Genomic DNA, 26,082 nt, shown 5'->3' with positions numbered 1-26,082 from the left:
CATTAAAACATACAACTTGTCATTTAAAAAATTAGAACCTTCAATTAAGCAAGTCCTTACAGAAAAGGAATTTATAGCGCCTACAAAATTTCAGAAACAAGCTATTTCTAAAATTAAAAGTGGTGTAAATCTGTTTGGAATTGGTCCAGAAGGTTGCGGTAAAACCACTGCATTAATTATAGGAGTTATTCAAAAACTAAAATCAGCTTTTGAAGATGCGCCTAGAGCATTAATAATTGTGGAGAACAAAGAGAAAGCTTTAGAGCTAGAATCACAATTTCTTCCTTTTTTAAAACCAACAGATTTAAGATTGTATTTGGCTTATGATGAGCAGCGTTTTGATCATCAAAAAGATGAAATTTATGATGGTGTAGATATTGTTATTGCTACTCCAAAAAGACTAACAGAGCTTTTTCAGAGAACTGGAATAAATGTTACGCAATTGCAAATGTACATTATAGATGATGCTGAGTTCTTGACAAGAGGAACTCAATTGTCTTTGGTAAACCGCATACCAGAAAGTATTCCCAAATGTCAATATATTATGAGTTCAACTCTATTTCATGACAAGCTAGAGCGCTTGCAGGACTCATTTATGTTTGGAGCCCACTTGGTAACCGTTAAATAAAAAAAGAACGGCACCAAATTATTTGATGCCGTTCTCGTAACTAACTAAACCAATTCTTCCCGCGAGATGAAACGGCTCGCATAATTGGGAAGCTTTTTAACTTATGATATCTCTATCATACGTTTTGCCTGTACCTTAGACTCCTCTTTTTTAGGTAATGTAATCGTTAAAACGCCTTGCTCGTAAGTAGCAGAGATGTTTTGATTATTTATAGTCTCTGGTAGGCTAAATGCTCTTTTAAAGCTGTTGTAGCTAAATTCTTTTCTGGTAAACTTACCATCTTCACTAGTGTTGTCTTTAACTTCTTTGGCTTCAGAAGAAATGGTTAGAACATCATTATCTAACTCAATATTAAAATCTTCCTTAGTTTTTCCTGGCGCAGCAACTAATACAGAGAAGTCGTCATCGCTCTCCATAATGTTTACTGCAGGAATGCTTACACCAATGTTATTTACATTGCTTGTGCCACCTAGCCAATCTGTTTTAAACATATCATCTATCATAGATGGTAACCAATTGTTGTCTACTGTTCTTTTTGTAAGTGTCATAATATATGTGTTTTAAAAATTTGTAATCTAAATTCAGTAGGTATATAGCAATATAGATACCAACTCAATTATTATGACATTACGGCAGTTTTAAATACAAACAAGGTGACATTTTGTCTAAAATTGTTGTAAAAAGGTTAATGTGTTTCGTTTTCTATGTATATAGTGAGACATTTAAAGAATGAAACAACTCTTTAACCGGCTAATTTCTTTCTTTAATACTATTGAAAGTAAGATTGCTTTTTATCCCACATTGTTAGCCTTCTTTGGTTTTAACTTTGCCTTCCTAATGTTATTCCTTGAAAAGAAAGGAATTTCAAGAACACTAATTGAGAAAATCCCACAGTTATTAGTTGAAGATGGAGATACCGCATTAACTATTATAAGTGCGTGTATTGGTGGATTAATTTCTATGATGGTGTTTAGCTTTTCAATGGTTATGCTTTTGCTTAGTCAGGCTTCTAGTAATTTTTCGCCACGTTTATTGCCAGGACTAATCTCAGATAAAGTTCATCAGATAATTTTAGGTATTTACTTAGCAACCATTCTATATAGCATCTTTATTTTGTTTGCCATAGAGCCTTCTGGAGATAAATATGATTTGCCTGGAATAGCTATTTTGTTGTCCATCATATTTACCATTGTTTGTATCTGCGCATTTATCTTCTTTATTCACAATATCTCTCAAAGTATTCAAATAAATAATATACTTGAAAACATCTTCATCCTAGCTAAAGGCAGAATATTAAAACTGATTGATGCAGAACATGATAAAGGGGAACTACCAGATTTTGAAGACACAGAAGACTGGTATGAATATAATATTAAGGAAAGTGGTTATTTTCAAAACATAGCAATGAATAATCTACTAGATCACTGTGAAGAGAACGATAACCGTCTTCATATTCTTCCTGTTAAAGGTATTTTTGTGTTAAATAACATTCCAGCTTTTAAAAGTAAAAATGAACTTACCGATGAGGAGGCAGATGATATAAGAGCGAATTTTAATTTTTCTAGAGGAGAGTTAATTGCAGATAATTATGCCTTGGCGTTTAAACAAATTACAGAGATTATTGTAAAAGCAATGTCTCCTGGAATTAATGATCCTGGAACAGCACTTAATGCTATAGATTATCTTACTGAGTTGTTTGCATTACGTATGCGAAAGCGAGATGAAACAATAATAACAAAAGATGAAACACCACTCGTAAAGTTAAATACTATTGATTTAGAAGAGTTGTTATATCAAGTTATGGCATCTATAAGAACGTATTGCAAACAAGATATTACTGTAGTGCAAAAGCTATTTTTAATGTTTGAGTATTTAAAAATTCAGCCAACACCACATAAGGATTATGATGATATTATTAATAAAGAAGCTTTAACGCTATTGGAAGACTCCCAACGTGCTATTATTAATGAACGAGATATTGCACATTTAAATAAACTTGCAGAAAAATTTAAATCATAAAACAAAAAGCCTCCAATTTTGGAGGCTTTTTGTTTTTTTTAAAGAAAGACTATTCCTCTTCCTCGTTGTCATAATAATCTGAGAAAATCTCAAGAAACGCACCTGGCGTATGTACTTTATTTGGGTAATCTCCCATACTATCCATCACAAGTTCGATAGCAGATTCGTGGAAGCCCATTCTAAAACCAAAGTTCTTAGCTTTTTCAAGATCTTTAGTAGATGGTTCTTTGTCTATATCCATAGCTAATAAAAGTCTATGAAAATGTGTGATACGCTCTGTTGATACCTTACGGTGAGTAGGAGAGTTTGTGCCTTCGTATATAACTTCTAATTCGTCTTTAGAGATTTCTAGTGCTTCTGCAACATCTTCAAAAAACGTAAAGTCTAAATCGTCTAATGCTTCTTTACTTTTTCTAAAGCGAATCATATCAGACAACAAAATTGTTTTTTCAGTTTTTGTGCTCATAGTCAGTTTGTAATTTTTAGTAAAATTAAACCTTTTTTAAATCATTAATAAATTGAAAGCCTAAAACTTATATTAAGATTTTAAACCTTTTTTAGTCTTTTAGGTATTTAAGACTTTGCAATCTTAGGAAGCTTAGTGGCTTTTAAAGACTCCATTAGGATATAACTCTGTACTCCAAATAATACAGTTGCTATAATTAAGTGTAATGGCTGAGTTCCAAATGGAAAATCTATATAATACATTGCAATTCCAGATATAATCTCAATCCCAATTAAAATCAATACCCAGTTTAGTTTTTGAAAACCATAACCTAGTTTTCTATTTTGCCACCATAACATACCATTTACAAGAACTACAAGAATAGAAAATGTACGATGTATATAAAAACTAACAGTAGGATCTTTTAGCCAAAGTCCCTTTGCTGTATAGCCAACTATGTCTATTTGGTTGTCAACAAATTGTCTTACTTGTGTGCCTAGGATGATTTGGATTAAAGTGAATACAATACTAATAATTAGTAAATTTTGAAAAAACGGTCTTTTAAAATGAGCAATGCGTTTAGTGCTTGTAGCGTGTACCAAGTAATTAAGAACAGCAACAATTACTAATGCCATAACCATATGGATGGTAATTTTTACTGGAGCTAATAATGAGTAAACAACTTTTGCTCCTAAATAACCTTGTATGCACATTAGGATTAGTGATACTATGGTAACTATGGTAATGTGCTTTTCAGATTTCCAATATTTAAAGGATAAAGCAGTCATAATAAGCATTGCAAGACCTGCTAATGCACCTAAAAGTCGATTTACATACTCTATCCATGTGTGCCAAGGATTAAAAATAGCATAGTCATGACGATCGTATGTAGACCAGTTCTCCTCGTTGTAAGTAGTTCCAGATGTGAAATCTGAGCTGGCAACCCTTAAGCTTTCATCGACAATTATAACCTGACCTTCTTCGTATAGTCTGTTTGGTTGAAACTGAAGTTCTGCCTCTTCAGTTGGTGGTATATAATATCCAAAGCATTTTGGCCAATCTGGGCAGCCCATTCCGCTTCCAGTCATACGAACTACTGCTCCAGCAATAATTACAAGGTAAACAAGAATAAGTGATATTTTGAGAAATGTTCTGTACATAGCTACTAGTGTGCCTTAAGTCCTAAGCTTTCGCCTTTTTCAATCATATAAGCTTTAGCAGCTTCATATTCATTAGGAATTTTACCATCTAAAATGGCTTGCTTTATAGATTCCTTGATCTGTCCTATTTCGCGACCTGGCTTAATATTAAAGGTTTCCATAATTTCTTCTCCAGAAACAGGAGGCTGAAAATTACGAATATGGTCACGCTCTTCTACTTCTTTTATTTTAGTTCGAACAACTTCAAAATTCCTATGATAACGCCTGTAGCGTTTTGGGTTTTTGGTTGTAATATCTGCTTCACATAATGTCATTAAATCTTCAATGTAGTCTCCTGCATCAAAAATTAAACGCCTAACAGCACTGTCTGTAACATGGTCTTCAGAAATTACTATAGGACGAGAGCTCATTAATACCATTTTCTGGACAAATTTCATTTTGTCATTTAATGGCATCTTTAAGCGCTTAAATAGTTTGTATACCATTTTACTGCCTACAAACTCGTGACCGTGAAATGTCCATCCAATTTTCTTATGAAATTTCTTTGTAGGTGCTTTTCCTATATCGTGCAGTAAAGCAGCCCAACGTAACCAAAGATTGTCGGTATTTTTAGCAATATTGTCTACAACTTCCAAGGTGTGCCAAAAATTATCTTTATGGCGTTGGCCTTCTTTCTCATCTATACCTTGTAACGCTGTTAGCTCAGGAAGTATATGCGGTAGCAATTCTGTTTTTCTAAGAAGAGCAAAACCTTTAGAAGGTGTGGTGGATAATAATATTTTATTAATCTCAGTAACAACACGTTCTTTGGTAATTATTTTTATACGCTCATTATTTCTGGTAATTGCATTTAAAGAGTCTTCTTGAATAAAAAAGTCTAACTGTGAGGCAAACCTAATAGCTCGTAACATTCGTAAAGGATCGTCACTATATGTAATGTCTGGATTTAACGGTGTTTTAATAATGCCATTAGCAAGATCTTCAATACCATTAAATGGGTCTAGAATGTCACCAAAGTTTTCTTTGTTTAAACTTAAGGCCAAGGCGTTTATGGTAAAATCTCTTCGGTTCTGGTCGTCTTCTAGAGTGCCAGGCTCAACACTTGGATTTCTACTATCTTCAGAATAACTTTCTTTCCTTGCGCCAACAAATTCAACTTCTATATCGCCAGTTTCTAACATAGCGGTACCGTAAGTTTTAAAGACTTTTACCTTAGGTTTGTTGGGTAGCAGGTTAGCTACTTTTTTAGCTAATGCTATGCCGTTACCAATGGTTACAACATCTATATCTTTTGCATTACCTCGTTTTAAAAGAAAATCTCTTACAAATCCTCCAATAACGTAAGAGGAAAGCCCCAATTCTTCAGAAGCTGTTGCAATAGTTTTAAAAACGGGATGTGTTAAGGCGTCTTTATAATTTTTTTGAAGTGTATCAGGCATTAAGTCAAGCTATTCATATAGCAATTTGAAAAGCTTATTTACGTAAAACTTTTACCATACCATCACTACCAAGCTTAATGATAGCAGAAGGTTTCGCCATATTTTTATTCTGATGCAAATTTACGACATAGTCAACGCCTTTTAAAATTTCATCGCTTATCTCTTTAAAGTTTTTTGGAGATGGTTTGCCGCTAATATTTGCAGAAGTAGATACTAGTGGGCGTTTAAATTTTTTAACCAAATCATTACAAAACTTATCTTTTGCAACTCTTACTGCTAAACTTTCATCTTCTCCCACAACATTTTCTGCAACTAATTTAGCTTTGTCATAAATTATGGTAGTCGGCTTTTGAGCATATTTTAAAATGTCATAAGCCACTTCTGGAATATTCTCAATATACTGGTTAAGCATTTTATAGTCATGAACCAGACATACTAAAGCCTTGCTTTCTGCGCGCTTTTTTAGTTCAAACACTTTTTGAACAGCATCGTAGTTAGTAGCATCGCAACCAATTCCCCAAATAGTATCTGTAGGATAAAGTATAAGTCCTCCTTTTTTTAATACGTTAAGGCATTTATTTAGTTCTTCTTTCATAGTTGGGCCTTTAGGCTTTAAATTGACGGTTGTTATATTGTAATAAAAATTCTGTAGCTTCTCTAATTGCACCGTTTCCAGAATCTTTAGAAAGGACAACATCTACCAAAGGTAATACTTGGTTTGTTGCATTTTTAGGTGCAAAAGACCAGCCTACAGAACAAAGGTTTGCTAGATCGTTTACATCATCTCCTACATAAGCTATCTCAGATCTGCTTATTTGTTGTGTTTGTATAAAATTTTCTAATAAAGAGTATTTGTCTTTTGCACCTAAAAAGAGATGTTTAAGTTTTAATTTCTCCATACGCTTTCTTACAAGTTTAGAGTCTTCGCTAGTCATAATGACAACTTGAATATTTTGTTCTCTCATTATCTCTAATCCCATACCATCTCGCATATCAAATCGTTTTGCCATTTCTCCATTTTCATCATAGTAAACACCGCCATCTGTAAAAACACCATCTACATCTAAAACAAGGTATTTAATCTTTTTATTTTCTTTATTAGAAATTAATAAATTAGCAAGACTAAGCTCTGCCAATTGCCAATCATTAAAGTTAGAAAGTGTAGCTGTTGCGTGTTTAGGCATTTCTACTGTAGCAACAGTACCTGTTAAAAGAGATTTGTTGTTTTTCAGGTTGTTTACAGTAGTTGAGAATACACCCGAGTTTTCAACTTGAAAGCCTTCATTGTCATTTAAAGCTTCTCCATTAGAGTTCCATATTGAGTTTAAAGTATTAGCAACGGTTACTGCTGAAGAATTCCCGTCTACAATTGCTTCTAAACATTTATTAATGTCCTTAGATCTTGTAAATGGGTTAGTGGCAAGTAAAAGGCTTAAACTATCAAACTGCTCAGAAGTATTTTCAAGAAACTCTATTGCAGCATTCTCTAAAGAACCTTCTTCACTAGCTTTACTTCTGTTTATAACTTTTACTTTATCTGTCCATTTGTAGTGAGTTGCTATAAAATTTGTAATCCACTCATCATTTGTGGCCACAACAACAAGGTCTAATTTGGAGTAAATAGCTTCAGTAAGAATCCAGCAGAAAAGTGGTCTGCCCAACATTTTCTTTCTGTTCTTATTTGGAATGGTAGCCGAATGCGTTTTTAACGGTATTAACCCAACATGTCGCATAGTATAGTAGTTTGTGTGGTCAAATTTAAGGATTTAATTAAGATTGAAAGCCTTAAGTATGATGTAGCTGAATTTTATACTATTTAAATCTTAGGAAACAGTTTCTCTTATTATTTTCTATGCAGACTAAAGTTGTATTTTTGTGTCGTGAAAACAGTAGTTTCAGAAGCATATCAATCTAAGAAAGCAACCTTGCTTAACTTCATTACTAATTTTAGGTCTCAAGGGCATAAAATTTATGGAGGTGATCGTAACACACTTAAAACTTTCGACTTAGAAGGTGAAAAGGTAACGGTAAAGGCCTTTAAAACGCCAAACGTTGTTAATCGTATAGTTTATAACTACTTCAGAAAAAATAAGGCACAACGTTCTTTTGAGCATGCCCATATTTTATTGTCTTTAAATATTGGGACGCCATTTCCTGTTGCTTATATGCAGAATAGCAATGCGTTATCTTTTTTAGATAGCTATTATATATGCAAACATATTAACTATGACCTAACTTATAGGGAGCTAGTTGAGCAGCCAGATTTTCCTCAACACGAAGCTATACTTAGAGCATTTACTGCATTTACGTTTAAACTGCATGAGTCAGGTGTGTTTTTTAAAGATCACTCTCCAGGAAATACATTAATCACAGTAAATAATGGCGATTACAAATTTTATTTGGTAGATCTTAATAGAATGACTTTTGGTAAGCTAAGTTTTCAAGATCGTATGGAAAACATGAAACGTCTTACACCAAAAAAAGAAATGGTTGCCATTATGGCTAATGAGTATGCTAAGCTTTCTGGAGAATTAGAAGACCGAATATTTAAGACGCTTTGGGAGTTAACTAGTGATTTTCAAATGAAGTTTTATAGAAAAAGACGTTTAAAGAAGCGTTTCTTATTCTGGCAAAATAGAGAGTAAACTATTGTTTTAATTTGATGAGTTCCCTCAATTTAATGTACTTAAGGAATGTGATGTTTGCTGTTTGTACAGCGATTACAAAACCGTTAAAGCCATCTAGAATTCCGAGTCTAATTATATAGGCATTAAAAAACGCCCAAGTAGGCTTAAGTATGATTTTCCACAACGGTGCTTTTTTTCCTAACTCGAAGTATGAAGATGCAGAAATTGTAGAAAATTTCTCTGTACTTAGATTAAATTCGGAGTATGTTTTATAGTTCCAATGTAATATGTCTCCATCTAAACTTCCTGAACTACAATTAGCAGAAAGTTTATAAGAATCGTGAGGATTTATACCTTGCCAAGAACCTTTAGTTTTGTCAAAAACCCTTAGTTTCTTATCTGGGTACCAACCAGAATGATTAATCCATTGCCCACAAAAATTGTTGTAACGCTTAATGTAATAACCATCTTTCTGCCAGTTAGATTTTAATTTTAATATTGATTTTTGAAGAGTATCAGACAATGCCTCATCACCATCTAAAGACACCACATAGTTTGAAGAGGTTTTAGTAAGCGCAAAATTCTTTTGTTGTATGTATCCTAAAAACTCTTGCTCAATAAAGGTAACATTGTAGTTTAAACAAATCTCTTTAGTATTATCTGTTGAGAAAGAATCTACAACCACAATTTCATCAATTACAGGAATAAGAGATTTTAAGCAACGCTCAATATTAAGCGCCTCGTTAAATGTAATTATGACTGCAGAAAGTTTAATCATCAAGACTGTTGAAGTTGTAAGTTATTTAGCATCAAAATTTAAAAATGGATTAACATTTCCCTGAAGCTCTCTATGTAAAAATAGTTATTTTTGAATGATGACAATACCCAAGCTTTCAGTAATCATAAGTACCTATAATAAGCCAAGAGATCTTTCTTTAGTGCTACACGGTTATTTAGAACAAACTGAAAAAGATTTTGAAATCATAATAGCAGATGATGGCTCCACAGAAGAGACACAGCAAATGCTAGCTAAATTTTCTAAAAAGCATAATATTAAGATTAATCACGTTTGGCATAAGGACCAAGGATTTCAGAAAACTAAAATTTTAAATAAAGCTATACTGCAGTCAAACTCAAACTATCTGCTATTTACAGATGGTGATTGTATACCAAGAAAAGACCTTGTTAAAAAACATATTGAGTTGAGAAGAGATAATCACTTTTTATCTGGAAGTTATTATAAGCTTAATGAACAAGTCTCAGAAACTATTACAATTCCTATAATAAAAGAACAGGCTTGTTTTAATGCAAAATGGTTAAAAAGTAAAGGGCAAGATGTGACCTTTAAAATAAATAAACTTACGTCTTTTGGATTTAAGGAATGGTTTTTAAATACCTTCACTACTACAAAAGCAACTTGGGATGGCTGTAATGTTTCTGGTTGGAAAAAAGATATTTTAGCGGTTAATGGTTTTGATGAGCGTATGCAATATGGTGGTGAAGATAGAGAGTTGGGTGAGCGATTGGTAAATTATGGAGTGCAACCAATACAGGCTAGATATAGCCTTGTTTGCGTTCATCTTCATCACGATCGTCCCTATAAGAATGATGAAGCTTTTAAAGCAAACTTGCTAATACGAAGCCAGACCAAAAAACAACGAATTATTAAAACCAAATACGGTATAAACAGTTAGCACAACAGATTAAAACTTTATGAAGAAACATCCTTACAGTGCTACGGTTTTAATTAATGCTCACCACGATATGTCCTGGTTGGAAAAAACATTGTGGAGTTATAGCTGCCAAACGTATAAAGATTTTGAAATAATTATTGCTAACTCTTTTAGTCTTTCTTCTGAAATTGAAAATCTTATACTTCAGTTTAAAAAGGAAAGTGATATTGCTTTAAAACAGATAGTGCCATCAAAAAAACTTTTGGCTTCTCAGGTTTTAAATGCAGCTATTGTAAATAGTCAATCTAACTATATCATTATGGTTGAGGGTTATTGTGTGGCAAAATCAGATTTTGTTGAGCAGCATATGGCGCTAAGAAAAGAAGGTTATTTTCTTTCTGGAGGAACGTTTAAATTACCTAAAAATATTTCAGCAGAAATTACCAAAGAAGATATACTAACTCAAAATTGTTTTGATAAAAAGTGGTTGAGAACTAAAGGCTTAAAGCGATTTTTTAAGACACAAAAACTTACTGCTAGAGGAATTCAGGCTAAGATATTAAACAAAGTAGTTCCTACAAACGCCACTTGGAATGTACATAATTCTAGCGGATGGAAAAAAGACCTATTAGCAATTAACGGCGTAGATGAACGTATGGTTAATGGTGATCAAGGAAGGGAAATGGGTGAGCGTTTAATTAATAATGGTATTAAATCTAAACAAATTAGGTATTCCGCTACGTGTTTAAAACTATCTCCTATAAACTCTAAAGTAACACAAGATGCTTTCGATTTAAATATGAAAATACGTATTGAGACTAAAAAAAATAATAAAACAAAGACAGATTTCGGAATTAAATAAAATACAAAACCTTTTAGCTATTTAAGGTTGTCTAGAAATGAATTGAGTTTAGGTGAAATTAAATCTGGTGTAAATTTCTTGTATAATTCTGCTTGTCTTTTATGAAAAGCCTTCCTTTTATAATCTGTAAATAATTCTGGGAAGAATTGTTTTAAGTGTATGGCTTTATTAGTAGTGTGTTCTTTCTCTATTGCCCAAGTCTCTGTACGAACCCAAGGAGAAAATATTGCAAATGTAGGCACGTTTACTGCCTTGGCCATATTTACTGCGCCACCTTCATTCCCAATAAGTGCTGTGCAAAAAGAAGTAAGAATTATAAACTCTCTTAAGCTGTTGCCATACAAATCAAAAAATATTTGTTGTTGTGTTTCTGGCTTACACTTGTCGTAAATAGCATTCGCACTTTCTAGCTGACTAGGAATATAGTTAAACAGTAATTGTGCGTGTGGTGTGTGTTTTACAATTGTATCTGTTAGCTCTGCAAAATAGTGTAGAGGATAAGTTTTATCTTCAGAACTACCTAATACGTTAAGCATAAAGATAGGTTTGTTAAAGTCTAAATCTGAAGCTTCCATTTTCTTTCGCACGGCTTGCTTTTCCTCTTCTGTTATATAGATCTTAGGTGTTATTGAGTAATCAATCTGTTCAGCAAAAGAGCTAATAAGCTGAAACCTATTTTCTATAGCCAGTGCAACACCATTTTTACTTTTAGGTATAGGCGAATAGGCTAGATTATAGGTTAACCAAGAATACCATTTTTTGTACCCAATTCTTTTTTTAGCGCCTATTTTTAAAGATAAGAGTCCTGTTGCAACCTTAGAATAAGAGTCAACAATAATGTCGTAACCTTCAGCTTTTAAAATTTTGGTAATAGATGAGTCTTTATCATTATCTATAATAAAGACTCTATCTATAAAAGGATTGTTTTTTATTACTGGAGTTGTATGTTTCATCACTAAGTAATGAAGTTGTGCTTTAGGAAACTCTTTTTTGAGAGCTTCAAAAAGAATAGATGTTGTTAAAACATCTCCAATCATTTTCTTTTGGATGATTAAAACTTTCATAATCTGGTTGTGCTCTAAACAGCTACATTATATTCACGTAGAGCATCGTTTAAAGATGTCTTTTTGTTAGTGCTCTCTTTTCTTGTTCCAATAATTAATGCGCAAGGAACCTGAAACTCTCCTGCTGGAAATTTTTTGGTATAACTTCCAGGAATCACTACAGATCTTGCAGGTACTAAGCCCTTAGTTTCTTTAGGAGTATCTCCGGTAACATCGATAATTTTAGTAGATGCTGTTAATACTACGTTTGCACCAAGTACAGCTTCTTTTTCTACTCTAACACCTTCAACCACAATACAACGAGACCCTATAAATGCGTTATCTTCAATAATTACTGGAGCGGCTTGTAGTGGCTCTAAAACACCGCCAATACCAACGCCACCGCTAAGGTGTACATTTTTACCAATTTGAGCACAGCTTCCTACTGTTGCCCAAGTATCTACCATTGTGCCTTCATCTACGTAAGCTCCAATATTTACATAGCTAGGCATCATAACAACGCCTTTAGATAGGTATGCACCATGTCTTGCTACAGCATGAGGTACAACTCTAATACCTTTTTCTTTATACCCTTTTTTTAGTGGAATTTTATCGTGGTATTCAAATATACCAGCTTCCATAGTTTCCATTTTCTGAATAGGAAAATAAAGCACAACAGCTTTCTTTACCCATTCATTTACTTGCCAACCATTTACTGTTGGCTCTGCACAGCGTAGTTCTCCTAAATCTAATTTGTTTACCACAGTTCTTATAGCGTCCTGTGTTTCTGTAGTGGTCAAGGCATCTCTGTTATCCCAAGCGTGCTCTATTATTTGCTGAAGATTGGTCATAAGTAGTCTATTTTTAAACAAAGATAGGAAGCAATATCTAAAGATTGCAACCCTTATCAATAAACCTTACATTTGCCGAAATTATAGTAATGGCGCGCATTTTAGCAATAGACTATGGAGCTAAACGTACAGGAATAGCGGTTACAGACGAGCTTAAGCTAATAGCCTCTGGACTTACAACTGTAAGAACACACGACCTCGAGAGTTTTTTAAAAGACTATTTTGAAAAAGAAAAGGTAGAGCTTGTACTTATTGGAGAGCCTAAACAAGTAGATGGTACCCATTCTGAAAACGAGGAACGTATCATTCATTTTATAAACAGGTTTAAAAAAGTTTTCCCTACAATGCAGTTTGAGCGAGTAGATGAAAGATTTACTTCAAAAATGGCATTCCAGACTATGATTGATAGTGGCTTGAAAAAAAAGCAACGACAAAATAAAGCACTTGTAGACGAAATTAGTGCTACCATTATTTTACAAACCTATCTTTACAGATAATAGAAGTTGTAAAGCAAGAATTTAAATGTTATGATTTTACCTATAGTAGCTTACGGAAATCCGGTTTTAAAGAAAAAGGCTAAGGACATTACAAAAGACTACCCAAAGCTTGATGAACTTATTGAGAATATGTGGGAAACTATGTATGGTGCACACGGCGTTGGCTTGGCTGCTCCTCAAGTGGGATTGCCTATACGTTTATTTGTAATAGATCCTTCTCCCTTTGCAGATGATGAAGAGTTAACTGAAGAAGAACGTAAACAATTAACCGGTTTAAAAAGGCTATTTATTAATCCTGTTATTACTGAAGAAACTGGAGATGAATGGGCCTTTAGTGAAGGTTGTTTAAGTATTCCAGATGTTAGGGAAGATGTGTTTAGACAACCAGATATTACAATTGAGTATGTAGATGAAAACTTTAAAGCACATTCTGAAACGTATACAGGAATTGCAGCAAGAGTTATTCAACACGAATATGATCATATTGAAGGTATTTTATTTACAGATAAACTATCGTCATTAAAAAAACGTTTAATAAAAGGAAAACTTAATAATATTAGTAAGGGTAAAGTAGATGTAGATTACAGAATGAAATTTCCAAATCTTAAGAAAGGGAGATAACAGTTATTATTATACATTTGCGATCCAAAAAAATAAAACTTTATGAGTTTAGATAAAATTCTTTCAATTTCTGGTAAGCCAGGTTTATATGAGTTAAAGGCACGTACAAGAGCAGGTTTCGTTGCAGAAAGTTTAGTAGATGGTAAGAAAATGGCAGTAGGTGCTCACAACAATGTAAGTATGTTAAGTGAGATAGCTATTTATACATATTCTGAAGAAGTTCCACTTAGAGAAGTGTTTCAGAAAATTGCAGAAAAAGAAGATGCTAAAGAAACTATTTCTCACAAGTCTTCTAAAAAGGAATTAGAAAACCTTTTCTCTGAAGTATTACCAGAATATGATGAGGATAGAGTATACATAAGTGATATAAAAAAGGTGATACAATGGTATAACCTCCTAGTTAAAAATAATGTTACAGATTTTTCTGAAACCGAAGCTAGCTCTGAAGAAGAGTAATATTTTAAAGCTTATAAAAAATAAAAAACCCAATCTTAAAAAGATTGGGTTTTTTTTTACACTGTAAGAGATGTTATTAGTAACAGTAGGTGTTAGCTTCTGTTAAGGTTGTAGCGATTGTTTTACGTAAAGCAACCACGTTAGGTTGATTTTGGTATTTAGTAAAACGCTTAAGTCCCATTAACATCATACGTTGTTCGTCTCCTTCAGCAAAAGATACGATAGCCTCTTTAGCATTCTTAACAATATCATCAACTGCGTGATAAAGATTAAGCTTACTCATAGCTAGTTGTTCTTTTTGAGAGTCTTCACCAAATCTCTTAATGTTCTTTTCGGTTCTTAATATAGCAGATTCTGCCATATATACTTTTATTAGAATATTAGAAGCGCTCATAAGTAATTGTTGGTGGTCTTCTAATTGTGGCCCATATTTTTGAACGGCGCTACCAGCTACCATTAAAAATACTTTCTTTAAACGAGCAATCATATCTTTTTCTTCAGAAAGAACTTCAGAAAAATCTGGAGTATCAAAAGAAGGAATACCGGTTAACTCTTGGCCAACTGCAGTTGCAGGTCCTAAAAGATCTACTTGACCTTTCATTGCTTTCTTTACAAGCATACCTACGGCAAGCATTCTGTTAATTTCATTGGTTCCTTCGTATATACGAGAAATACGAGCGTCTCTCCAAGCAGATTCCATTGGTGTGTCTGCGCTAAAGCCCATTCCACCGTAAATTTGAATACCTTCATCAGAACAGTTTTGAATATCTTCAGATACGGCAACTTTAAGAATTGAACATTCAATTGCATATTCCTCAACACCTTTAAGTTCTGCCTCACTGTGAGATGCACCATCTGCCATACGAATAGCGATACGGTCTTCAATATTTTTAGCAGCTCTGTAAGAAGCACTTTCACCTACATAAGCAGCAGTAGCCATTTCAGCTAATTTTTGTTGTATAGCTCCAAATTGAGAAATAGGAGTTTTAAACTGTATACGGTCATTTGCATACTTAACTGCACTGTCTATCACACGACGCTGTGCATCTAAACACGCAGCAGCAAGCTTAATACGGCCAACGTTTAAAGCATTCATTGCAATTTTAAATCCGTTGCCACGCTCAGATAACATATTCTCAACAGGGACTTCAGTATCATTAAAGAATACTTGTCTTGTTGAAGAAGAGTGTATACCTAGCTTCTTTTCTTCTTCACCCATAGAGATACCATTTTCAGAGTTGTTCTCTACGATAAAACCAGTAATGTTTTTGTCATCTTCTATTCGAGCAAAAACTACAAATAGATTACAGAAACCTGCATTACTAATCCACATTTTTTGACCAGTAATCTTATAATGTGTACCATCTTCAGAAAGAACAGCTTTAGTTTTTCCAGAATTGGCATCACTACCTGCACCAGGTTCAGTTAAACAATAGGCACCAAACCACTCACCAGTAGCTAATTTCGGTACATATTTTTTCTTCTGCTCTTCATTACCATATAACGTAATTGGCATTGTACCAATACCAGTATGTGCACCAAACGCAGTAGCTATAGATCCTGTTGCGCCAGAAATATAATCACATACTAACATTGTAGTTACAAAGCCCATACCTAAACCATCATACTCTTCTGGAACAGCAACACCTAATAAACCAAGTTCACCAGCTTTGCGCATGATTTCTTCTGTAAGTGCGTAGTCTTTTTTCTCAAAACGCTCTTTATTTGGCCAAATTTCTCTGTCTACAAATTCTTTAACAGAGTCGCGCATCATTTTTTGCTCCTCAGAGAAGTCTTCTGGAGTAAAAATATTTTCGCAAGGTGTTTCTTTTACTAAAAATTGCCCACCACGAAGCATATCTTTATTTAATTCTTTTGATTCCATATTTAATTAAGATTGTTAAGAATAAACCTAGATGGTTTATTAATTTAAAAATTCATATATACCACAAGCACCTTGTCCTGTACCTACGCACATAGTTACGGCGCCATATTTTCCTTTCATATTGCGTTTACGCATCTCGTCGAATAACTGTACACTTAATTTAGCTCCTGTGCATCCTAGTGGATGCCCAAGTGCAATGGCACCACCATTTACGTTTACAATATCTTTATTGAGGCCTAGCTCTCTTATAACTGCTAGAGATTGTGATGCAAACGCTTCATTAAGTTCAATTAAATCTAAATCGTCTTGTATTAATCCTGCTTGTTTTAAAGCTTTAGGAATAGCTTTAATAGGACCTATACCCATTATTCTAGGAGGTACGCCTGCTGCTGCAAAGTTTACCATTCTTGCAATAGGTTCAAGATTTAGTTCTTTAACCATAGCTTCACTCATTACCATTACAAATGCAGCACCATCACTCATTTGTGAAGAGTTTCCAGCAGTTACACTACCGCCATCTGCAAATACAGGTCTTAGTTTTGCTAAAGCTTCTTTGTTAGTTCCTTTTCTCGGACCTTCGTCTTTATTAACTGTGTATGTTTTGGTTTGTTTCTTACCATTATCACCTACAAAAGTTTCTTCAACATCAATAGGTACAATCTGGTCTTGAAAACGATTTTCTTCTTGAGCTTTTAAGGCTTTCATATGAGAATTATACGCAAACTCATCTTGATCTTCTCGAGATACTTTAAATTCATTTGCAACAGCTTCTGCTGTTAATCCCATTCCCCAATAATAATCTTCGTGACCTTTGTGCGCTAGTTTATAATCTGGTACTGGTTTATAACCTCCCATTGGTATATAACTCATGCTTTCTGCACCACCTGCAATAATACAATCTGCCATACCAGATTGAATCTTAGCTGTTGCCATAGCAATAGTTTCTACTCCTGAAGCACAATACCTATTAACAGTTACGCCTGGTACATCTTCTATTTTTAACCCCATTAAAGAAATAAGGCGTGCCATATTTAAACCTTGTTCTGCTTCTGGCATTGCGTTACCAACTATAACGTCATCTATACGATGCTTGTCAAAGTCTGGTAATTTATCCATCATGAACTGAATGGTTTCTGCAGCAAGCTCATCTGGGCGTTTAAATCTAAAAACGCCTCTAGGTGCTTTTCCTACTGCTGTTCTATATGCTTGTACAATATATGCTGTATTCATCTTTTAGTTTGATTTTGTTTTGATTCTTAATTTAATAGGACCTTTTTAGTTTCTTAAAGGTTTTCCTTTTTGAATCATGTGTTGTAATCGTTCTAATGTTTTGCGTTCTCCGGCAAGACTTAAGAATGCTTCGCGCTCTAAGTCTAATAGGTATTGCTCACTTACGTAGTTAGGTTCAGATAAATCACCACCAGCCATAACGTAAGCTAATTTGTTGGCAATTTTCTTATCATGTTCGCTTATATATTTACCGGCTTCCATAGAGTCTGTTCCTACTAAGAACATTCCCATTGCTTGTTTACCTAGTACTTTTACATCGGTTCTCTTTACAGGTTGTGTGTAACCTAAGTCTGCCATCATTCTTGCTTGTTGCTTAGCAATTGCAATTTGACGTTTCTTATTAACCACAACTATATCTTTACCATGTTTTAAGATACCTGTATCATAAGCTTCATAAGCAGATGTTGAAACTTTTGCCATTCCTATTGCTAAGAAGTATTCTTGAAGTCTGTTAAGCTCTACATCGTTTTTCTCAAAAGTATCTGCTGCTCTTAGCGCCATTTCTTTTGAGCCACCACCACCAGGAATTACACCAACTCCAAACTCTACTAAACCAATATAACTTTCTGCTGCTGCTACAACTTTATCTGCGTGAAGTGTCATTTCGCAACCACCACCTAATGTCATTGCTTGAGGGCAAACAATTGTTGGGATAGAAGAGTAGCGTAAGCGCATAACAGAGTCTTGGAAGTATTTCACTGCAGCGTTTAGCTCATCATATTCTTGCTCTACAGCCATCATAAAAATCATCCCGATATTTGCACCAACAGAAAAGTTTTTGCCTTGGTTGGCAACTACAAGACCATCAAAATCTTTTTCGGCAATATCTATTGCTCGGTTAAGTCCATTAAGAACGTCTCCACCAATAGTATTCATTTTACTTCTAAACTCTAAGTTTAAGATACCATCACCAAGATCTTCTACAACACAACCTGAATTTTTAAAGACTTCTTTGTTCTTCCTAATGTTATCTAATATGATAAAGCTGTCTTGACCTGGTATTTTTACATGTGTTTTCTCAGGAATGCCATAGTAATAGGTGTTGCCGTCTCTTACATCGTAAAATTCTTTTACACCTTTGTCTAACATTTCATTAACCCAAGCAGCTGGTTCATAACCTTCTGCTTTCATTAATTCTATTCCTTTTTCAACACCAATAGCATCCCAAATTTCAAATGGACCATGTTCCCATCCAAAACCTGCTTTCATAGCATCATCTATCTTATATAATTCATCAGAGATTTCTGGAATTCTATTTGAAGCGTATGCAAAAAGTGCAGAGAAATTCTTTCTATAAAATTCACCTGCTTTATCTTTTCCATTTGCTAGAACTTTAAAGCGATCTGCAACATTGTCTATAGATTTTGTTAACTCTAACGTTGCAAAAGATGCACTTTTTTTCTTGCGGTAGTCCATAGTATCTAAATCCAAAGAAAGGATTTCACTTGAACCATCGTCTTTTTTTACTTTTTTATAAAAACCTTGTCCGGTTTTACTTCCTAACCATTTATTGGTCATCATAGTATCTATGAACTCTGGAAGCTTAAATAGATCATGACGCTCGTCTTCTTCACATTTGTCATATATACCATTGGCAACATGTACTAACGTGTCTAGGCCAACAACATCAACTGTTCTAAATGTGGCAGATTTTGGTCTTCCTATTACAGGTCCTGTTAACTTATCTACTTCTTCAACAGTCATGTCTAATTCCTTAACCATGTGGAAAAGGCTCATGATACTAAAGATACCAACTCGGTTTCCTATAAATGCAGGTGTGTCTTTAGCTACGATAGATGTTTTTCCTAAAAACTTTTCGCCATATCCATTTAGGAAATCTAATACTTCTGGTGAAGTTTTAGGACCTGGAATAATTTCAAATAACTCTAAATATCTTGGTGGGTTAAAGAAATGTGTCCCACAGAAATGTTTTTGAAAATCTTCACTTCTACCTTCACTCATTAAGTTTATAGGTATTCCTGAAGTGTTAGATGTAATTAAAGTTCCTTCTGTTCTGTGTTTTTCTAAGTTTTCGAAGACTTGTTTCTTAATATCAAGACGCTCGACAACAACCTCAATAATCCAATCTACATCTTTTACTTTAGCAATATCATCTTCAAGATTTCCAGTAGAAATTCTACTTGCAAAATCTTTATGATATAATGGAGCTGGTTTAGATTTTATTGAAGATTGTAATGCATCATTTACAATACGGTTTCTCACAACCTTATCTTCAAGGGTTAGTCCTTTAGCTTTTTCCTTGTCATTTAGTTCTCTAGGTACAATATCCAGAAGTAAAACTTCTACTCCGATATTAGCAAAATGGCAAGCTATACCGCTTCCCATAATACCTGATCCTATAACTGCAATTTTATTTATTCTACGTTTTGCCATTAGTAATAGCTGTTTTTAGTTGTAAATTTTTTTTGAAGAGATGAGGTCTAGCATTTTATTGGCTACCTTTTTAAACGTTGCTAAATCTTCATCTGAAATATTTTTATTGATAGCCTCATCAAAACTTAGGACAACGCTTTTAGAATACTCGCGCATTTCATGACCATAGTCTGTAAGCGTTATGATGACACTGCGACCATCTAGTGGGTTTTTTTTACGCTCTATAAGACCACGTTGTTCCATAGATTTTAATGTTCGAGACAAGCTGGTAGCTTCCATTCCCATTTTAGGCCCAAGAGATGTTGATGGTGTGCCTTCATCTGGATCTATACTTATAAGTGTAAACCCTGTAGCCATGGTACTATCTACCTTACTTGCTTGCTCATTATACATTTTAGAAACTGCCATCCAGGTAGCTCTTAATACGTAATCAATAGTTTTTTCTCTCATATTGTTCTGAATATGTAAATATAACAAATTATACTATGCGTGCATAATAAAATTTATTTTAATTATATAATTTAACACTTTGGCGAAAAACTAAAAACGCTTCTTTAAAGATAAGAAGCGTTTTTTTGTTTTTGTGATATTTTATGTTATTTATGATCGTAAATTTTGTTATAAAGATCTAAGTACTTTTCCTTTACAACTCTACGTTTTAATTTCATAGTAGGAGTGAGGTGTTCTTCTTCTATACTCCAAACGTCTGGTGTAAGTTCAAAACGTTTAATTTTTTCCCAATGACCAAAGCTTTGGTTGTAAAAATCTACTTCTTCTTGAATGCGTTTTACAACTTCTTCATTTTCTGCAATTTCCTTATTGGTACTACCAATATTAAAATGTTTCTTTTTAGCCCAATCTTCTAAGAATTCAAAATTAGGTTGAATTAAAGCTGCTGGCATTTTTTCGCCTTCACCCACAACCATAATTTGCTCTATAAAACGCGATTGTTTCATTTTGTTTTCTAGCAATTGTGGTGCAATATATTTTCCGCCAGAGGTTTTAAACATTTCTTTTTTACGATCGGTAATTTTAAGGAAGCCATCTTTATCTACCTCACCTATATCACCTGTATGAAAATAACCGTCTTTTAAAACTTCATCAGTTTTTTCTGTGTCCTTATAATATCCTAACATCACATTAGGACCTTTTACTAATATTTCACCATCGTCTGCAATTTTAACTTCAACATCTGGTAAAAGTTTACCTACTGTCCCAATCCTAAGACCGCCATCACGCATATCGTTTACAGATACTACGGGACTTGTTTCTGTTAATCCGTATCCTTCCATAACAGGAACACCGCCGGCGTTAAAGACTCTTGCTAATCTTGGTTGTAAAGCAGCACTTCCAGAGGCTATGGCTTTTAAATTTCCACCAAGAGCTTCTTGCCATTTGCTAAAGATAAGTTTGCGGGCTACTTTTAATTTTTGCTCATACCACCAACCGTTCTGGCCGTAAGGTTCATATTTTAGACCAAGCTCAACAGCCCAGAAAAATAATGCTTTTTTGACGCCAGTTAAATCTGTTCCTTTAGCTATAATCTTATCGTAAACTTTCTCAAGAAGTCTTGGTACAGCAGACATTACTTGAGGCTGAACTTCTTTTAAGTTGTCGCTTATAGTTTCTAAAGATTCAGCAAAATAAATGTTAACACCTTTGTATTGATATAGGTATTGTAACATGCGCTCGTATATATGACATACGGGAAGAAAACTTAATGCTTTTTCATTACCTTGATTAAGAGGTAGTCTTGTAGCACTTGCTAATGCATTGCTAACAATATTTTTGTGAGATAGCATTACACCTTTTGGTCTCCCTGTTGTTCCGGAAGTGTATATTAAAGTAGCTAAATCGTCTTCTTTAACATTGGCCATTAGCGTTTCAACTTCTTCTTGATTGGCTTTGTCTTCCCCAAGTTTTAAAACTTCATCCCAATTTTTAGCGCCATTAATAGAGTCGAAAGTGTACACTTCTTTTAAAGAAGGTACATTTGCTTTAATTTTATTTACTTTATTTAATACTTCCTCATCAGACACAAAGCAATAGGTGCTTTCGCTATGATTTAGAACATACTCATAATCTTCTTCAGAAATTGTAGGATATATAGGAACGTCTTGCGCTCCAATTTGTAAAACACCCATATCTACAATATTCCATTCTGTTCTATTGTTTGTAGAAATGATGGCAATCTTGTCGTTAGGTTTTACGCCAAGCTTTAATAGGCCGCGGCTTAATTGGTTTCCTTTGTCAACAAATTCCTGAGAAGATGTTGCTACCCATTTACCATCATACTTTGTTACAAGTGCTTTTTCAAGATTGTATTTTTTTAAAGTATAGTATGGAAAGTCAAAAAGTCTTTTGATGTCTGTCATAGTATGTTCAATAATTTACGAATGGCAAATTATGAAAATATTATGAATATTTTAAGATTATTTGCCTACCTAAATGTGAATTTAATTTTTTTCTACCCAATTTTTTGCATTTATAAAAGCGTCTAGCCAAGGAGATACTTCATCTTTCCTAGTGTTAGGGTAGTGTGCCCAGTTCCAAGAAAAAGTACTTCTTTCTAAGTGAGGCATCATTACTAAATGCCTTCCGCTTTTATCTGTAAGCATTGCAGCATTAAAATGACTACCATTTGGATTGGCTGGATAGCCTTCATAACCATATTTACCTACAATGTTGTAGTGTGATTCTTGATTTGGAAAACTAAATTTTCCTTCACCGTGTGCAGCCCAAATTCCTAGAGTAGATCCTTCAAAGTTGCTTAGCATTATAGAATTGTTCTTTTGAATGGTAACAGATGTAAATGTGCACTCAAACTTACCCGATTCATTGTGAAGCATGCTCGGTTTTTGAACATCTTCTGGGTTTATTAAGCCTAGTTCTATAAATAATTGGCAACCATTACAAACTCCTAAAGACAATGTGTCTTCTCTATTAAAAAAATCTTTAAGTGCTTTGTTGGCTTTGTCATTATATAAAAATGCGCCAGCCCAACCTTTTGCGCTACCTAAAACATCTGAGTTTGAAAATCCGCCAACAGCTGCAATAAAATTAATGTCCTTTAGGTCTTCGCGACCACTAATTAAATCTGTCATATGAACATCTTTAACATCAAATCCTGCCAAATACATAGCATTAGCCATTTCACGCTCACTATTGCTGCCTTTTTCTCTAATAATAGCAGCTTTAGGTCTTGGTTTAGAATTATCTATACTTGGTAATTTTCCAGTAAAGTGTTCAGGAAATTTAAATTGAAGAGGTTGATTTTTGTAATTTCTATAACGTTCACCAGCACGCTCGCCACCACTTTGGCGTTGGTCATGAAGATAAGAAGTTTTATACCAAATATCTCTTAGTTTTGGAATGTCGAAACTAAATTCTTCACTATGATTTGTAACGGTCATAGTATTTCCAGAAATTACAGATCCTATTGTGTTAAACTGTATGTTATTTGATTTTAAAATTGTTTCAACTGAGTTGTCTTTAGCTTGAAATACTATTCCAGCATTTTCAGAAAATAAAACCTTAATGGCGTCTGCTTCAGCTAAATTGGTCAAATCTATATTAGCTGAAAGATCTTGGTCTGCAAAACAAAGTTCTAAAAGAGTAGTTATTAAACCGCCAGAAGCAACATCATGTCCGGCAACAATAAGATCTTGTTTTATCAAATCTTGAACTGTGTTGAACGCATTTTTAAAGAAAGCATCATCAGTTATAGTAGGCGTGTTGCTTCCTACTTTATTCAAGATTTGCCCAAATGAAGAGCCACCTAATTTAAAGTCGTCTTGAGAAAAGTTTATATAATAAATTGAGCCTGCATCTTTCTTAAATACAGGAACAACTGTTTTTCTAATGTCATTACAATGTCCTGCTGCAGAAATGATAACTGTACCTGGAGAGATAACTTCACTGTCTTTGTATTTTTGTTTCATAGATAAAGAATCTTTACCTGTAGGAACATTTATACCAAGATTGATAGCGAATTCTGAAACGGCTTCAACAGCTTCATAAAGACGTGCGTCTTCGCCTGGATTATTGCAAGGCCACATCCAGTTTGCAGACAGAGAAATAGAGGTTAATCCTTTTTCTAATGGTGCCCAGACAATATTTGTAAGAGCCTCTGCAATTGAGTTTTTAGAACCTGCCTTAGGATCTATTAAACCACTAATAGGAGAGTGACCTATAGATGTAGCTACACCTTGATGGTTTTTATAATCTAAAGCCATAACACCACAATTGGCTAATGGTAGCTGTAGTGGGCCAACACATTGTTGTGTGGCTACACGACCAGTAACACAACGGTCTGCTTTGTTAGTAAGCCAATCTTTACAAGCTACGGCTTCTAGCTGAAGCACTTGTTCTAAATAATGTGTAACTTCTGCAGAATGGTATTCAATACTATGGTACTTTCTATTAATAGTAGTATCCTTCATGATAGTTTTAGGAGAGCTGCCAAACATATCTTCCAAAGCTAAATCCATTGGTTTTTGGCCAGTAGTTTTGCTTTCAAAAGTAAATTGATGGCTACCATCTACATCTCCAACAGTATACATTGGTGAACGTTCACGTTCTGCTATTTTTTGCAGTTTTTCAATATGCTTTTGTCCTATAACTAGTCCCATACGTTCTTGGGATTCATTACCAATAATTTCTTTAGCAGAAAGTGTTGGATCTCCAACAGGAAGTTTGTCTAGGTCAATTTTACCGCCAGTATCTTCAACTAATTCAGATAAACAATTTAGGTGACCACCTGCGCCGTGATCATGAATTGATACAATAGGGTTTTCTTCGCTTTCTACCATGCCTCGAATGGCATTAGCTGCTCGCTTTTGCATTTCTGGGTTAGAGCGTTGTATGGCATTTAGCTCAATACCGCTTTCAAACTCACCAGTATCGGCAGAAGAAACTGCAGCGCCACCCATTCCAATTCTATAATTATCACCACCTAGGATTACAATCTTGTCTCCTTTTTGTGGGGTGTCTTTCAGAGCTTGCTCTGCTTTACCGTATCCTATACCACCAGCAAGCATAATTACTTTATCAAATCCTAGTGCACGTTCTTCTTCTGTATGTTCAAAAGTTAAAAGAGATCCTGCAATAAGTGGTTGCCCGAACTTATTTCCAAAATCTGATGCACCATTTGAGGCCTTCATTAAGATATCCATTGGTGTTTGGTATAACCATTGGCGCTCTTCCATACCTTGTTCCCAAGGTCTTTGCTCTGCTAATCTTGAGTAAGATGTCATATAAACAGCAGTTCCTGCTAACGGCAATGAGCCTTTTCCGCCGGCAAGCCTGTCTCTTATTTCTCCACCACTTCCAGTTGCAGCTCCATTAAATGGCTCTACGGTTGTTGGGAAATTATGTGTTTCTGCTTTTAATGAAATAACAGAATTGTAATCTGAAGTTTGATAATAATCTGGTTTTTCAGGAGATTTCGGTGCAAATTGTTCTGCCTTAGGTCCTTTTATAAAAGCTACATTATCCTTATATGCAGAAACAATATCATTAGGAAACTCTGCAGATGTCTTTTTTATAAGCTTAAATAGTGACGATGGTTTTTCTTCACCATCTATGATAAAAGTGCCATTAAATATTTTGTGTCTACAGTGTTCACTGTTTACTTGAGAAAATCCAAAAACCTCTGCATCTGTAAGCGGTCTTCCTAGTTTTTTAGATAAATTTTCTAGATATGTGACTTCCTCAGCGTTTAATGCTAAGCCTTCATGTTGATTATAACTTGCGATATCTTCAATATTCTTGATAGATTCTGGAGTGATATTTACTGTAAAAATATCTTGTCCAGGATTTTCAAAACGTTGAGAAATCATTGGGTCAAAATCTGAGTAATTTGAATCTACATGAAGTAATTCCTCAATTCTCACCAAACCTTCAATGCCCATGTTTTGGGTGATTTCAACAGCATTCGTACTCCAAGGTGTTACCATTGCAGCTCTAGGACCTATAAAAGTTCCTGTAAGAGAGTCTTTAGGCAAGGTGCTGTCAGGCTGCTTGGTTGCAAATAGCCAATGTAGTTTAGAAAGTGTTTCTGCAGAAAGTTGTTTTGTAGTCTGTACCGCATATACGGTCATTGTGGAAGTCGGAAAATACTGAATCATCAGGAAGTTGTTACGCGTTATTTTCAAAGTTCAAATTTACGCTATTTCTAAAGATTTTTCGCTT

23 protein-coding genes are annotated in these 26,082 nt (G+C 34.3%); 8 read left to right on the top strand and 15 right to left on the bottom strand.

Annotated elements, in window-relative coordinates; genetic code table 11:
* Positions 1-16 precede the first annotated feature (16 nt).
* Complete coding sequence (locus CL818_RS12125; RefSeq protein WP_013186977.1) at positions 17-628, top strand: DEAD/DEAH box helicase; 612 nt, start codon at positions 17-19, stop codon at positions 626-628.
* Positions 629-729: 101 nt separating this feature from the next.
* Here the strand turns inward: CL818_RS12125 and CL818_RS12120 are convergent, their stop codons facing one another.
* Complete coding sequence (locus CL818_RS12120; protein WP_013186978.1) at positions 730-1,176, bottom strand: Hsp20/alpha crystallin family protein; 447 nt, start codon at positions 1,174-1,176, stop codon at positions 730-732.
* Positions 1,177-1,357: 181 nt separating this feature from the next.
* Here CL818_RS12120 and CL818_RS12115 point away from each other — a divergent pair, with 181 nt between their 5' ends.
* The gene (locus tag CL818_RS12115) at positions 1,358-2,647 is read left to right on the top strand and encodes a DUF2254 domain-containing protein (RefSeq protein WP_272973430.1); all 1,290 of its coding nucleotides are present in this window, start codon (positions 1,358-1,360) and stop codon (positions 2,645-2,647) included.
* 49 nt (positions 2,648-2,696) lie between these two features.
* Here CL818_RS12115 and CL818_RS12110 read toward each other — a convergent pair whose 3' ends face one another.
* The 5 genes from CL818_RS12110 to CL818_RS12090 form a co-directional block, all read right to left on the bottom strand.
* Entirely contained in the window at positions 2,697-3,113 is a 417-nt protein-coding gene (locus CL818_RS12110) for a hypothetical protein (protein WP_013186980.1), read from the bottom strand.
* 107 nt (positions 3,114-3,220) lie between these two features.
* Positions 3,221-4,252 carry a COX15/CtaA family protein gene (locus CL818_RS12105; RefSeq protein ID WP_013186981.1) on the bottom strand — a complete coding sequence of 344 codons (1,032 nt, stop codon included), beginning with the start codon at positions 4,250-4,252 and terminating at the stop codon, positions 3,221-3,223.
* Positions 4,253-4,257: 5 nt separating this feature from the next.
* A complete protein-coding gene (locus tag CL818_RS12100; RefSeq protein WP_272973431.1) occupies positions 4,258-5,691 on the bottom strand; it encodes a CCA tRNA nucleotidyltransferase in 1,434 nt (477 codons plus the stop codon).
* 34 nt (positions 5,692-5,725) lie between these two features.
* On the bottom strand, positions 5,726-6,286 hold the full coding sequence (locus CL818_RS12095; RefSeq protein WP_013186983.1) for an L-threonylcarbamoyladenylate synthase: 561 nt from the start codon (positions 6,284-6,286) through the stop codon (positions 5,726-5,728).
* 10 nt (positions 6,287-6,296) lie between these two features.
* Complete coding sequence (locus CL818_RS12090; RefSeq protein WP_272973432.1) at positions 6,297-7,424, bottom strand: cytidylyltransferase domain-containing protein; 1,128 nt, start codon at positions 7,422-7,424, stop codon at positions 6,297-6,299.
* Positions 7,425-7,571: 147 nt separating this feature from the next.
* On the opposite strand from CL818_RS12090, the gene CL818_RS12085 reads away from it, so the two are divergent.
* Complete coding sequence (locus tag CL818_RS12085) at positions 7,572-8,336, top strand: Kdo domain containing protein (protein ID WP_272973433.1); 765 nt, start codon at positions 7,572-7,574, stop codon at positions 8,334-8,336.
* 1 nt (position 8,337) lies between these two features.
* Here CL818_RS12085 and CL818_RS12080 read toward each other — a convergent pair whose 3' ends face one another.
* Positions 8,338-9,096: a glycosyltransferase family 2 protein gene (locus CL818_RS12080; protein ID WP_272973434.1), complete on the bottom strand. Its 759-nt coding sequence runs from the start codon at positions 9,094-9,096 to the stop codon at positions 8,338-8,340.
* A 97-nt stretch (positions 9,097-9,193) separates the two neighbouring features.
* Between CL818_RS12080 and CL818_RS12075 the strand changes: the two genes are divergently transcribed.
* Complete coding sequence (locus CL818_RS12075) at positions 9,194-10,012, top strand: glycosyltransferase family 2 protein (protein WP_272973709.1); 819 nt, start codon at positions 9,194-9,196, stop codon at positions 10,010-10,012.
* 19 nt (positions 10,013-10,031) lie between these two features.
* Positions 10,032-10,853: a glycosyltransferase gene (locus CL818_RS12070; RefSeq protein WP_272973435.1), complete on the top strand. Its 822-nt coding sequence runs from the start codon at positions 10,032-10,034 to the stop codon at positions 10,851-10,853.
* Between the two features lie 17 nt (positions 10,854-10,870).
* Here the strand turns inward: CL818_RS12070 and CL818_RS12065 are convergent, their stop codons facing one another.
* Together CL818_RS12065 and CL818_RS12060 are read right to left on the bottom strand one after the other, a co-directional pair.
* Positions 10,871-11,917, bottom strand: a complete 1,047-nt coding sequence (locus CL818_RS12065; RefSeq protein WP_272973436.1) for a glycosyltransferase family 9 protein — start codon at positions 11,915-11,917, stop codon at positions 10,871-10,873.
* 14 nt (positions 11,918-11,931) lie between these two features.
* Complete coding sequence (locus CL818_RS12060) at positions 11,932-12,747, bottom strand: 2,3,4,5-tetrahydropyridine-2,6-dicarboxylate N-succinyltransferase (RefSeq protein ID WP_286973174.1); 816 nt, start codon at positions 12,745-12,747, stop codon at positions 11,932-11,934.
* 89 nt (positions 12,748-12,836) lie between these two features.
* Between CL818_RS12060 and ruvX the strand changes: the two genes are divergently transcribed.
* The 3 genes from ruvX to CL818_RS12045 are packed head-to-tail and all read left to right on the top strand — an operon-like array spanning position 12,837 to position 14,321.
* Positions 12,837-13,244, top strand: coding sequence for a Holliday junction resolvase RuvX (ruvX, locus tag CL818_RS12055; protein WP_013186991.1), 408 nt, complete (start codon positions 12,837-12,839; stop codon positions 13,242-13,244).
* 30 nt (positions 13,245-13,274) lie between these two features.
* On the top strand, positions 13,275-13,865 hold the full coding sequence (def, locus tag CL818_RS12050; RefSeq protein WP_272973438.1) for a peptide deformylase: 591 nt from the start codon (positions 13,275-13,277) through the stop codon (positions 13,863-13,865).
* A 42-nt stretch (positions 13,866-13,907) separates the two neighbouring features.
* Positions 13,908-14,321, top strand: coding sequence for a DUF5606 family protein (locus tag CL818_RS12045; protein WP_013186993.1), 414 nt, complete (start codon positions 13,908-13,910; stop codon positions 14,319-14,321).
* 76 nt (positions 14,322-14,397) lie between these two features.
* On the opposite strand, the gene CL818_RS12040 is transcribed toward CL818_RS12045, so the two are convergent.
* The 6 genes from CL818_RS12040 to purL all read right to left on the bottom strand — a co-directional run bounded on the left by CL818_RS12040 (position 14,398) and on the right by purL (position 26,018).
* A complete protein-coding gene (locus CL818_RS12040) occupies positions 14,398-16,206 on the bottom strand; it encodes an acyl-CoA dehydrogenase FadE (protein ID WP_272973439.1) in 1,809 nt (602 codons plus the stop codon).
* 39 nt (positions 16,207-16,245) lie between these two features.
* Entirely contained in the window at positions 16,246-17,436 is a 1,191-nt protein-coding gene (locus CL818_RS12035; protein WP_286973170.1) for an acetyl-CoA C-acyltransferase, read from the bottom strand.
* 45 nt (positions 17,437-17,481) lie between these two features.
* On the bottom strand, positions 17,482-19,890 hold the full coding sequence (locus tag CL818_RS12030) for a 3-hydroxyacyl-CoA dehydrogenase/enoyl-CoA hydratase family protein (protein WP_272973441.1): 2,409 nt from the start codon (positions 19,888-19,890) through the stop codon (positions 17,482-17,484).
* A gap of 15 nt (positions 19,891-19,905) precedes the next feature.
* Complete coding sequence (locus tag CL818_RS12025; RefSeq protein ID WP_013186997.1) at positions 19,906-20,340, bottom strand: MarR family winged helix-turn-helix transcriptional regulator; 435 nt, start codon at positions 20,338-20,340, stop codon at positions 19,906-19,908.
* A 146-nt stretch (positions 20,341-20,486) separates the two neighbouring features.
* Positions 20,487-22,265, bottom strand: a complete 1,779-nt coding sequence (locus CL818_RS12020; protein WP_272973442.1) for an AMP-dependent synthetase/ligase — start codon at positions 22,263-22,265, stop codon at positions 20,487-20,489.
* 81 nt (positions 22,266-22,346) lie between these two features.
* Positions 22,347-26,018, bottom strand: a complete 3,672-nt coding sequence (gene purL / locus CL818_RS12015) for a phosphoribosylformylglycinamidine synthase (RefSeq protein ID WP_272973710.1) — start codon at positions 26,016-26,018, stop codon at positions 22,347-22,349.
* Between the last annotated feature and the right edge of the window lie 64 nt (positions 26,019-26,082).

Source organism: Croceibacter sp. (assembly GCF_002716225.1).
Taxonomy (GTDB): Bacteria; Bacteroidota; Bacteroidia; order Flavobacteriales; family Flavobacteriaceae; genus Croceibacter; species Croceibacter atlanticus.
Note: the sequence above shows the minus strand (reverse complement) of the source record. Positions and strands in the feature narration are given on the sequence as shown.